This is a genomic window from Pontibacter anaerobius, from assembly GCF_026241195.1.
Classification (GTDB): domain Bacteria; phylum Bacteroidota; class Bacteroidia; order Cytophagales; family Hymenobacteraceae; genus Pontibacter; species Pontibacter anaerobius.
Map to the genome: position 1 here is coordinate 54,444 of NZ_JAPFQO010000001.1, position 11,838 is coordinate 66,281.

At 52.0% G+C, this 11,838-nt stretch carries 10 protein-coding genes; 2 read left to right on the forward strand and 8 right to left on the reverse strand.

What is annotated here, in order from left to right; all coding sequences use genetic code 11:
• Positions 1 to 6: 6 nt before the first annotated feature.
• The 4 genes from pstA to OO017_RS00275 all read right to left on the reverse strand — a co-directional run bounded on the left by pstA (position 7) and on the right by OO017_RS00275 (position 4,185).
• The gene (gene pstA, locus OO017_RS00260) at positions 7 to 864 is read right to left on the reverse strand and encodes a phosphate ABC transporter permease PstA (protein ID WP_266050436.1); all 858 of its coding nucleotides are present in this window, start codon (positions 862 to 864) and stop codon (positions 7 to 9) included.
• A complete protein-coding gene (gene pstC, locus OO017_RS00265; protein WP_266050437.1) occupies positions 857 to 1,732 on the reverse strand; it encodes a phosphate ABC transporter permease subunit PstC in 876 nt (291 codons plus the stop codon). Before pstC ends, pstA begins: the two co-directional genes overlap by 8 nt.
• Positions 1,733 to 1,807: 75 nt before the next feature.
• Entirely contained in the window at positions 1,808 to 2,797 is a 990-nt protein-coding gene (locus OO017_RS00270; RefSeq protein WP_266050438.1) for a PstS family phosphate ABC transporter substrate-binding protein, read from the reverse strand.
• 203 nt (positions 2,798 to 3,000) lie between these two features.
• Positions 3,001 to 4,185 (reverse strand): porin, encoded by a 1,185-nt coding sequence (locus OO017_RS00275; RefSeq protein ID WP_266050439.1) that lies wholly within the window; start codon positions 4,183 to 4,185, stop codon positions 3,001 to 3,003.
• Between the two features lie 568 nt (positions 4,186 to 4,753).
• Here OO017_RS00275 and OO017_RS00280 point away from each other — a divergent pair.
• Together OO017_RS00280 and OO017_RS00285 are read left to right on the forward strand one after the other, a co-directional pair.
• The gene (locus OO017_RS00280; protein ID WP_266050440.1) at positions 4,754 to 6,145 is read left to right on the forward strand and encodes a beta-helix domain-containing protein; all 1,392 of its coding nucleotides are present in this window, start codon (positions 4,754 to 4,756) and stop codon (positions 6,143 to 6,145) included.
• 128 nt (positions 6,146 to 6,273) lie between these two features.
• On the forward strand, positions 6,274 to 9,090 hold the full coding sequence (locus tag OO017_RS00285; protein WP_266050441.1) for a TonB-dependent receptor: 2,817 nt from the start codon (positions 6,274 to 6,276) through the stop codon (positions 9,088 to 9,090).
• Positions 9,091 to 9,204: 114 nt separating this feature from the next.
• On the opposite strand, the gene OO017_RS00290 is transcribed toward OO017_RS00285, so the two are convergent.
• The 4 genes from OO017_RS00290 to OO017_RS00305 all read right to left on the reverse strand — a co-directional run bounded on the left by OO017_RS00290 (position 9,205) and on the right by OO017_RS00305 (position 11,833).
• Complete coding sequence (locus OO017_RS00290; RefSeq protein WP_266050442.1) at positions 9,205 to 9,399, reverse strand: hypothetical protein; 195 nt, start codon at positions 9,397 to 9,399, stop codon at positions 9,205 to 9,207.
• Positions 9,400 to 9,502: 103 nt separating this feature from the next.
• Positions 9,503 to 10,462: an AAA family ATPase gene (locus OO017_RS00295; protein ID WP_439651292.1), complete on the reverse strand. Its 960-nt coding sequence runs from the start codon at positions 10,460 to 10,462 to the stop codon at positions 9,503 to 9,505.
• Positions 10,463 to 10,627: 165 nt separating this feature from the next.
• Entirely contained in the window at positions 10,628 to 11,113 is a 486-nt protein-coding gene (locus OO017_RS00300) for a hypothetical protein (protein WP_266050443.1), read from the reverse strand.
• Between the two features lie 330 nt (positions 11,114 to 11,443).
• Positions 11,444 to 11,833 (reverse strand): hypothetical protein, encoded by a 390-nt coding sequence (locus tag OO017_RS00305; RefSeq protein ID WP_266050444.1) that lies wholly within the window; start codon positions 11,831 to 11,833, stop codon positions 11,444 to 11,446.
• Positions 11,834 to 11,838 lie beyond the last annotated feature (5 nt).

Below are 11,838 nucleotides of genomic sequence, written 5' to 3' on the forward strand. Positions count from 1 at the left end.
GTAGTGTTACCACTTTATTTTTTTCTGCTGCTTGTTGCGCAAGTATACGGCAAGGCCGTTCAGCATAAAGGTGATGATCAATAAGATAATAATGGCCGCGGCGGCATTCGTTAGGAAAGCCTCCTGCGGTCTGGAGGTCCAGTTAAAGATCTGGATCGGTAGTACAGTGAACTCATCCAGCGGGGTGCTCGGCGTAAAAGGCACGTAAGCCAGCGCCCCGATCACAATCAGCGGAGCCGCCTCGCCCACCGCTCTCGACAGCGCCAGGATAATACCGGTTAGTATACCACCGAACGAAGCTGGAAGCACCTGGTTCCAGACTGTCTGCCACTTAGAGGCGCCCAAGGCAAAGGAGCCGTCGCGGATACTGCGAGGCACCGCCTTTATGGCCTCACGGGTCGTAACAATAATGATCGGCAGGATCAGCAGCGACAGCGTAAGCGCACCGGCCAAAAGGCTGCCCCCCAGGCGCATCTGCCGCACAAAAATCTCGAGGCCCAGCAAGCCGTAAATGATGGAGGGTACACCGGCCAGGTTGGCAATGTTAATCTCCAGGAAGTTATTCAGCCTGTTCTTGGTGCTGTACTCCTCTAAGTATACACCGGCTGCCACTCCAAGCGGAAAAGCGATGATGGTCGTCAGTACCAGGATCCAAAGCGTGCCCACCCAGGCGGTAAGTATACCGGCGCGGCTGGCTCTGCGCGATGGCAGGCTGGTTAAAAAGTCCCAATCGATACGGGCTGCGCCTTCCAGTATAATGTCAAATAGAAAGATCGCCAGCACTACCAGCCCTATAAAGGTACAAAAGATGCCGAAAAACTGAAAGGCCTTGTCTTTTAGCCTGTTGATGTCAGAGTTAGTCATATTTTTCCTGGTATTTCTTCTTTATCCAGAAGCTGAGGTTGTTCAGTGCGAAGGTGAAGACAAAGAGGGTGATGCCTGCCGCAAAGATGGTTTTATACTCCAGCGAGCCTTGCGGCACATCCCCTAAGCTAACCTGCACAATATACGTGGTGATCGTCTCGATCGGAACGAGCGGGTTCAGGGTCAGGCGCGGTTGCTGTCCAGCGGCAATCGCTACAATCATAGTTTCGCCCACAGCCCTGGAGATGGCAAGTATAACAGACACCACAATGCCTGACGAGGCGGCCGGCACCATCACCCCGAAAGAGGTTTGCAGGCGGGTAGAACCCATGCCATAGGCTGCCTCCCGCAAAGAGCGCGGCACCGAACTGATGGCATCCTCACTTAAAGAGGAAATCATGGGGATGATCATGACCCCCATCACGATACCCGCTGAAAGTGCGTTGAAACCAGCCAGGGAAGGAATAATGGTCTGCAGAAAGGGCGTCACCACGGTTAAGGCGAAGAAGCCGTACACTACCGTCGGGATGGTAGCCAGTATCTCAAGCAAGGGCTTCACATACTGCTTCATGCGGTTATGAGCGTACTCATTCAGGTAAACTGCAATGGTAAGGCCGATCGGCAGTGCTACGGCAATGGCAACGGCCGTGGTAAGCAAGGTACCTGCAACCAGCGGCATAATGCCGAACTTCTTGTCGGCAAACAGCGGCGTCCACTCTTTCTCGGTTAGGAAGTCAGACAAAGGGACTACCTGGAAAAAACTGATAGACTCTGAGAGCAATACCCAGATAATGCCTACGGTAATGAGTATCGTGATTACGGCGGATAACCACAATAAGCCCTCGATAATTTTTTCTGATACTCTCAAGGTGCTGTTTTGATTTGGAAACGCAGGCACAGCAACTGTAAAAGTTGCTGTGCCTGCGCTTTGTTTAGTTTGATTTTACTTTTGAGCACCTGTGGCAAATTGCTCAAACTTCTGCTTCTGCTCCTTGTACATTTCGTCGGGCAGCGGGATATAGCCAACTTCCTGGCTTAACTCTCCGGCATTATCAAGGTAGAAGTTCACGAAATCTACAGCGGCCTCGTTAGCAGCAGCTTTAGAGCTTACGTAGATGAACAACGGACGGGAAAGCGGGGCATAGGAACCATCCTTCACAGTCTCCAGCGAAGGGGCGATAGCGCCTGCGCCATTTGAGTCGTCCATGTCGTTTACCGGCACAACCTTCAGCTTGCCCTGGTTCTCCTCATAGTAAGCAAAACCGAAGAAGCCTAACGCGTTTACGTCGGTAGACACACCCTGTACCAGCACGTTGTCATCCTCGCTGGCGGTATAATCGCCGCGGCTGGCACCACTCTCACCTACCACAGCCTCTGTAAAGTAATCATAAGTGCCAGACTCTACGCCCGGGCCATACAGGTGCATCTCCTGGTCAGGCCACTCCGGACGTATCTGGTTCCATTTCTTGATCGTGCCTTGTGCAGCCGGCTCCCAGATCTTCTTCAGTTCATCAGTGGTAATGTCCTTTACCCAGTTGTTTTCCGGGTGTACCACCACCGTAAGGCCGTCATATGCTACTGGCAGCTCTATGTAAGAAATATTATTGGCTTTAGCCAGGCTGTCTTCCGATGGCTTTATCTGACGTGAAGCGTCTACGATATCAATATCACCGCGTGTGAACTTCTTGAAACCTCCGCCTGTGCCAGACACACCCACTGTTACTTTAACATCCGGGGCCTCCGCACGGTACTCTTCCGCTACAGCCTCAGTAATAGGATAGACAGTGGACGAACCATCTATCTGGATGCTGCCGGTTACTTCTCCGTTGGCTTCTTCACCATTGTTGCCGCCGCCGCAGGCACTGAACAGAACTGTTGCGCCTAAAAGTACCGCTGCGTTTAATTTTACGCTTGTAAGCTTAAAGTTTAGCATAAGCCAGAGTTGGATTAGGTTATAGATTATTTTAAAATCAGGTTTACTCTCCCTAAAAACTTGTGTTGATATACTCTAATGTGCACCAACTAGTTGTATGAAGGGGGCTGTCTCGCGCTGTCTGCTTAAATTGGACTGCAAAGCGAGGCAGGCCCCTTCCTTAAGAAGTATGGGATATGAAGTATTCGTAAAGGACTGGCGGCTTACAGGGCTACCTCCATTTGGAGCCTGAACAGGTAGGTGTTCTCCCGGCCGGGCTGATCCTGAAGCGTTACATCGCTCTGTACCTTTAAACTATGGCCCACGATATACTTAGATACTCCCAGCGTGTACTGCTCCTGAGCGCTTAGCCTGGTTGCCTTCTCAGGGTTATAAGTTGTGTAACGGCCTGCTATTTCCCAATTGCTCGGGAAAAGGTAACCCGCCTGTAAGTTAAAGGCATTGCCTGTCACAAATGTCTCTTCTACTGCACCTTCGTCAGTACGAAGTACTACAGGGCCGTCCTTAGCCGTGCTGTTGGCATATTCCGCCATAGAGGAGAAACCTCTGTACTTGAACATGGCATCCAGAAACACAGTATGCAGATCACGGTGACCGCTCAGGAAGTCGCCCAGCTGACCTCTGGCACGTGAGGCCTCATCATTAAAGTCATAAGCGGCTGCAATGGCTAACTTAGGTGTTTCTTCGCGTGCCAGGTCGCTGCCTACGTAAGCGCCATCTCCTGCAAACTCACCAAAAGGCATCACCTCCACCTTTGCAGTATAGTCGTAGCCACCGGCGTTGTTCACGGTAATGTCGCGGCCTTCACCCATCGATACAGAGGCGATTTCACGAACCACAGCCGTACCAAACGTATGTGTGTGGTGTAACTGCAAGCCGGCATCGCGGTCTATGTTAAAGCGGGAGTTCAGCAGGCTTCGGTCTACAAACTGCATTTTCTGAGAAGAAACGATACGCTCACGGTTGCCAGGCAGCTTTGTCTGGCCTACCCACAGTTCCCAGCCCGGAGAGAAGTTCCACTTCGCTACCGCATCCAGAATGATGTTATCGGCATTGTTTGCCATGGCTGGGTTATCGTTGCCGATGTCGCTGTTGCTCAGGCCGAGCTCTATTTTATACTCCAGTTTAGGCGAGTAAGCAAAACCTTCGAACTTAAGACGGGCTCTGCGGATCAGGAAACGGTCATCCAGCTGATTAGTGCTGTTGTTGATGGCGCCCTGGTACAGCATCTGGAAACGAGTGCCGAACTTCAGGCTAAAGGAAGAGTCTGCGGCAACAAACTGCAGGCCCTTGCCAAATTTAGAATTGTTGATAGTCTGTGCCTCTGCTGTGTTTAGCGCAAGACATCCCAGAGCTACAAAAAATACGCTTTTCAGCTTCTTGTACACGGTACTTTCAGTTTTAGTGAGAAATCAAACTTTTATATGCTTCCATTGCTTTGTGATGCCGGTAACTAGTCAGGTTACCCGTGTTGCGTCACTTGCTTTATGCCTTAGCGCTACCTTAGTCAGGGGTAGCAGCAGTGGCTTCTGAAATCATGCTGCAAAATAAGTGCTTTATTATTACTGCTGCTTTACCGCAATGTTAAGTAAATGTTAAGACTTGCATGGAAGTATAAAACCGAGGGTGCTGTCGTAAATGGCTAACTATCAATGGTACGCTCTGTTTTTGGCTCAAAGTATAACAAGTATACTATCTATAAGCTATACTTAATGTTACGGTAACGCACAGGTAAAACTGCGGTAAAACTAACGTAACCACCGCTTAACAAATAGCCTCCATGCTTAACCATAGCATAACCCCTGCTTAAACATAAGGTAAAACGCCTGCTCTACTTTTGTGACAGATATCAGGGAGGAAAGAGAGCTTTCCCGCTCCGGTCTCAGAGACCTATAGTATAAAGCCTCCGCCCGGACCTGATCCTGAAGTGTCACCAATCAATTAAAGTAGAACTTTATGAAAATCACTGGTAAATTTTTGCTTGCACTGCTGCTAACAGGTTCAGTGTGCACCTTTACATCATGCGACGATGACAACGATGGCGCGCCTGCTATAGAGGAGCCGCAAGGAGAGGAGATTGTGGTAACAGAGGGCCCAAACGGCACCGGTACCACCACCTGGACGGCCAACAACACTTATATATTAGATGGCTTCGTGTTCGTTAACTCCGGCCAGACCTTAACCATTGAGCCAGGCACAATTATTAAAGGCAAGCCGGGCGAGGGTGAGAATGCCAGTGCCCTTATTGTAGCGCGCGGCGGTAAGATCATAGCCCAGGGCACTGCCGACAAGCCGATCATCTTCACTGCACTGCAGGACGATGTGACCAAGGTAGATGATATGCCGCTGGATGCCACAGGACAGTGGGGTGGTGTGATCATACTTGGTAGCGCTACTATTAATAAGACGGGCGGCGAGGGTGCCATCGAGGGTATACCTGCCGAGGAGCCGAGAGGAATCTACGGCGGCACCAACGATACCGATAACTCGGGCGTGTTTAAGTATGTTTCTATCCGCCATGCCGGTACGCTGATAGGGGGTGGCAACGAGATAAACGGCCTGACCATGGGCGGTGTCGGTTCCGGTACTACTATAGAGTATGTGGAAGTATACGGCAACCAGGACGACGGCTTTGAGTGGTTCGGGGGCACCGTGAACACCAAATACCTGGTATCGGCCTTTAACGGCGACGACCAGTTTGACTATGATCAGGGCTGGAGAGGCAACAACCAGTTCTGGTTCGGCATCTACCGCGAGGGCGAAGGCGGTACAGGCGGCGAGTTTGATGGCGGTTCTAAGCCGGATGATGCTGTGCCATTCTCTATCCCAACTATCTCCAACGCTACCATACTTGGCGGCAAGTCGCTGGACGGGCAAAATGCCGTGATGCTGGTTGACAACGCCGGCGGTAAGATCTACAATAGCATCTTCGGTGAGTTTAGAGGCGGCATTGTGGTAGAGGATCTGGATGACGCCAACGTAGGCGACAGCCGCCAAAGACTGGAAGCCGGCGACCTGCTGTTCCGCAACAACATCTTCATGAGCATGGCGGACAACACCTTTGAGGGCATCACGGCTGTATCGGCCAACCAAGGCTACCTGCTTGACCACCTGAAGGCGACAGACAACAAGAACCTTGTAACTGCTGACCCGGTACTGGCGGGCATCAGCCGCCAGAACAACAAGGGCCTTAACCCGCTTGCCTCCTCCGGCAGCGCCGCCCTTTCTGGTGCCACCATGCCTGAAGGCAGCTTCTTTAAGAATGTGAACTACGTGGGTGCCTTTGATGGCACTACCAACTGGATGAAAGGCTGGACTTACATCGACCAGCTAGGTTATCTGCAATAGCAAAAGATAGCGCCCGGCACTCCGACTAACGTAGCCGGGCGCTTTTTTTATGTTTCCTGGATTTTCTCACCAATCTTAATTTTTATACTATGTTTTCTAAAATTACAGGCTTAGTAAGCTTGTTGTGCTTGAGTGCAACCATTGCATTTGCACAGAGTGGCATCATCAGAGGGCAGCTCACAAGTAGCGAAACCGGCGAAGAGCTGATAGGGGCTACCGTGGTAATAAAAAGTATATCCAACGGTGCAGCCACTGACCTGGATGGTAAATTTAACCTGAACAACATTGCGCCTGGCACTTACGAGGTGCAGGCATCCTACATCTCCTACGAGCCTAAAACGGTAACTGGGGTTGTAGTAAAGGCTAATGAAGTAACCGTGCTGAACATCCAATTAGGGTCAGCCACTACCAAACTACAGGAAGTAGTGATAGAAGGCAGGGCCATCAAAAGCTCTGAAAACACACTGCGCAACACGCAGAAAAAAGCTGCCGTGGTGATGGATGGCGTTTCGGCGGAGCAGTTCTCCCGCAGCGGCGACAGCGACGCAGCGGCAGCCCTTACCCGCGTTACGGGCATCTCGCTGGAGGGCAGCAAGTATGTGTATGTGCGTGGCCTCGGCGACCGCTATGTGAAAACATCCCTCAACGGTGCCGAGATACCGGGCCTAGACCCGAACCGCAACACGGTGCAGATGGACCTTTTCCCCTCGAACCTGCTCGATAACCTGACGGTGTCCAAAACTTTCACTCCCGATATGCCGGGCAGCTTCTCCGGCGGTTTTGTGAACATCACCACCAAAGATTTCCCCGACAGGTTCACGCTGCAGCTCTCCACCTCCGTTGGCTACAACGATCAGGCTACCTTCAATAACAAATTCCTGAGCTCTAACAAGGGTAAAACTGATTGGCTAGGCTACGATGACGGAACCCGCGCCGTGCCGGATGCGATTAATTACACCATCCCTTACGAGAGCTTTACCAACAAGCAGCAGGCTGAGCAGATAGACCAGGCCACGAAAGCATTCAATACCGATATGGGCCCCACCCGCATCACAGCGCCTATCAACCGCTCGCACGCCTTCTCGCTGGGCAACCAGACCGAGCTTTTCGGCAGGCAACTTGGCTACGTGGTGGGCTTATCGTACCAGCGCAACTTCTCCTACTACAACAATGGCACTTTTGGCCTGTGGGAACTGAACAGCGCCGGGGCCAGCAGGCTGAACAACAATAGCTTGTATGAAGATGAAAAAGGTGTGGAAGAAGTATCGCTGGGCTTTCTGTCGAATTTTGCCTACAAGTTTAACAGCAACAACAAGTTATCGCTTAACCTGATGCGCAACCAGAGCGGCAGCAACTCCAGCCGTTTCCTGTTCGGTACCTTTCCGGCCATCTCAGGCGTGAACGACGGGCGCGCGATATTCGAGTCGAGGGCGCTGCACTATACACAGCGTGCCCTGAACAGCGCACAGCTGAAGGGCGAGCACGTGGTGCCGGGGCTGAATAACAGTAAGATCGACTGGCTGACCTCGTTCACGCTGTCGCAGCAGGATGAGCCGGACCTGCGCTTCTTTGCCAACGATTATTACCTGAACGGCTCCGACACCACTTACCGCATCCAGCTTGCAGCCTACACTTTGCCGGCACGCTTCTTCCGCGATCTGGATGAGATCAACCTGGATGTGAAAGTAAATGTGGAGACGCCGTTCGAGATCTGGAACGGACTGGAGGCAAAGACAAAGTTCGGTGCCGCCGCCCTGCTGAAAGACAGGAAATTCAGGGAGAACATTTACCGCTACCGCTTTAATGAAGGCTACGGCTACAACGGCAGCATCACGGATTTCTTCTCGCCGGAGAAACTGGGCATAGTGGCCACGCCGCAGGACCCGGAGAGCGGCGGTATCTACCGCTATGGTGTGTACCTGCAGGACGGCACCCAGCGCACCAACAATTATGATGGAGAGGAGGCGGTGTATGCGGGCTATGGTATGATTGACCTGCCGCTGACCGAAAAGCTGCGTGTGGTGACAGGTGCCCGTGTGGAGGTAACTGACATCTTTGTGCAGAGCTTCAACAAATCGCTGGAGCCCGGCGACCTGAACCAGGTAGATGTGCTGCCGTCGGTTAACGCTACCTATAGCCTTACCGATAATATGAACCTGCGGGCGGGCTATTCCAGAACACTGGCAAGGCCAAACTTCCGTGAGATCGCGCCTTATACCTCGTTCGACTTTGTGGGTGAGCCGGCCTTTACCGGTAACGCTAACCTGGAGCGCACCACCATCGATAACTTCGACACAAGATGGGAGTGGTACCCGAACCTGGGCGAGTACATCAGCGTGAGCGCCTTCTACAAAAACTTCCAGAACCCGATCGAGCGCACCATCAACACACTGGCGCAGAACAACGAGATCTTTATCCAGAACGTGGACAACGCCAAAGTATACGGGCTGGAGTTTGAGCTGAACAAGCGCCTGTCATTCGTCGCGCCTTTTCTGGAGAACTTTATACTTGGGTCTAACCTGTCGCTGATAAAATCAGAGGTAAGTATAAAAGCGCTGGAGCTGGAGCAGATCAGAGCCGTGCGCCCCAATGCGGATGATACCAGACCCTTGTTCGGACAGTCGCCGTTTGTAGCCAATGCCAGCCTGACATACCAGAGCGAGCCGCTGGGGCTGATGGCCACGGCCAACTACAACGTGTTCGGCGACAGGATCTCGGCTATCTCGGTAGGGGGCACACCAAACATCTACGAGCGCTCGCGGCCAATGGCAAGCATAGTTGTGTCTAAACGTTTGGGCGATGCCTTCACGGCGAAGCTATCAGCGGATAACCTTTTTAACCCTGAGTTTGTGAACAGCCATGAGTATAACGGGCAGGAGTATATCTACTCTTCTTACAAGCAAGGGCGAACCTTCTCCGCCGGCATCACATTCCTGATCGACTAACTAGAGAAACTGGTGGCCCGTGTAGGGTGAGAAGCACCGTGGCAGCCAGGAGCAGGCGGATTAGTCACCCGATCTGCGAGAACCCGCCGTTTGGCGGGTTTCTTTATTTATGGCTTAGAAGGTGGAAACAGGCGCATCGCCGCCGCAGGAGCGCAGCAGAAATATAGCTACCACGACCAACACAACCAGGGCTAACGACCCAAAGCAGCCGCAGCCGCCCCGGCCTCCCCGGCCTCCCCGGCCTCCTGTTCTGCCGCCGCCGCCGAACAGCTTTCTTAAAAAATACAGTTTCAAAAGTCCTCTCCACATAGTTTTAGCAAAGTATAAGCCGTAAAAAAATCTCCCGCTGCAGCCAGGTGCAACGGGGGATAATTGGTACGTGAGAGGTTTTGCCAGCGTTTTGGCTATTGCCCTAGCTGATTGGCACCTTCCGAAGTATAGTTTCAATGAAGTCTTTGGTGCGGATACCGTCTGCCTCGGCCTCGTAGTTAAGTATGATGCGGTGGTTCATCACGTCATAAGCCACTTCCTTTATATCCTCAGGCAGCACGTAGTCGCGGTCGTCGAAATAGGCTACGGCCTTGGCGGCGCGGTTCAGGGCTATACTTGCCCTCGGCGATACGCCGAACTGTATGTAGGGCGCAAACTCCAGCAGGTCGTACTCGGCGGGGCGGCGGGTGGCAAACACCAGCTCAATAATATACTTCTCCAGCGTTTCGGATATCTGCACCTGGTTTATTTCGTTGCGGATGGCAAAGATGTCCTCTTTAGACAGCACCTTAACCACCGTGTCGGTGAAGCTCATGTTGGCCATGCGGCGCATGATCTCCAGCTCGTCCTCCTTCTTCGGGTAGTCGATGTATACTTTCATCATGAAGCGGTCTACCTGCGCCTCGGGCAGGGGGTAGGTGCCCTCGTGCTCCACGGGGTTCTGGGTGGCCAGCACCAGGAAAGGCAGGTCCAGCTTATAGGTTGTCTCGCCAATGGTTACCTGCTTCTCCTGCATGGCCTCCAGCAGCGCCGACTGCACCTTGGCCGGGGAGCGGTTCACCTCGTCGGCAAGTATAAGGTTGGCGAAGATCGGCCCCTTCTTCACCTCAAACATGGAGGCGTTCTGGTTGTAGATCATCGTCCCGATCAAATCGGAGGGGAGCAGGTCGGGGGTAAACTGTATGCGCTGGAAATCAAGGTGCAGCGCCTTGGACAGTGAGTTGATAGTGAGTGTTTTGGCAAGGCCCGGCACGCCCTCCAGTAGAATGTGGCCCCCGGTAAAGAGGCCGATCAGCAGGCGGTTCACCATGTACGACTGGCCCACCACCACTTTACTTACCTCGGTAAAAACCTGTTTTATTTTTAGTTGATATGCGTTCACGTTATCCAAATAAATCAAAGTGCCCAGGCATTTGCCGCTGTGGCAGGCTGTTAGGCGCCTAAATATAGGGATAATACGGTAGTAGTGCCAGTATATTGCCCGTAGTGGCTGTAAAACAAAAAAGCACCTGTTCGGGTGCTTTACTTATTCAGGGCAATAAACCTGCTAGGCTGCCGCCATGGCGTTTGGTTCGGAAGTCACGGCAGTTGCTTTGGCGCCGTTGTACACAGGCTTTTGCATGCCTAGCTTATCCAGGCGGTTTTGCTGCGCCTGCCTTACCATGTCTATCAGGCTGTTGATATGTCTCTGCTCCACATCCAGCGGCAGCACCATAGACTGGCCCTGCGCAGTGAGCACGTGCACCTTCTGGCTGCGCGTCATAAAGAAGAGGGCTATGAAAAAGCCGCTCAGCAGGAAAAAGGACTCATTAAAGTATACGAGCAGGGCAGTAAGCATGCTGAGGCCAAGGTATAGCTGGGAGCCTGTGGGTTTTACCTCCCAGGCTGCTATATCCTCGAGCTTAACAGCCTGGGTTCTACGCCACGAGAGTGGGTGCCGCTGCTGTATAAGCCGGTGTGTGGTGAGGGCTATTCGCTTATCCACCGTCTGGATAAGGTACTGCTCTCCAGTTTGTAGCTTTGTTGTCGCCATTTGCGCCGGAGTATTAAGTTTGTTAATAGGTAACGGGTTACGGAGTAATCTAAGTATCACAGCTTTCAGTTTTCGGTTTCGTATCAGTAAGATTCCTAAAACCAATAAAGGGTTGCATCAATATTGTGCTGCAAAGATATTATTTTTCTGCTTATCCTCCCCTTGTATAGGACTATATACGGAGAAAAATAAAAAGGATTTATATAACTATCTATGTGTTAAGTATATATAGTTGTGTTTAGGCGGACTGAATTGTGGTGCGGGCGATAAAAAAACAGCCTGAGCCGCACAAAGCAGCTCAGGCTGTAAGTGGTAAAACTTGCTGGCGGATCAATCCGTCAGGTATAATTCGCCTTCGTAACCATGTGCGCGCTGGTTCTTAAAGCGGGCGATGTCGGTTTGCATGTTGTCATAGATCTCCTGAATCTCCTCCGAGTCCTGGGCCAGGGGCTTAATGTGCTCACTCAGCAACTTGGCCGCCAATGGGTAGAACTTAGAGTCATCCGTGTTTTTGGCGTTCACCTTAAACGAGCTTACGGCGCTTTCCAGCTTTTTCAGGGCAGGGTACTGGGTTTTGTACTCCTGAATGGTGTCGCGGAGCTTTTCCCGTATCATCAGGTATAAATCCTCCTCAAACGTCATTCCGAAGTCATCATCCTCATCCTCGTCGTCGAAATCGTTGTAGGCGAAGTCGTCATCGTAGTCAAAATCGTCTCTCATGGCTG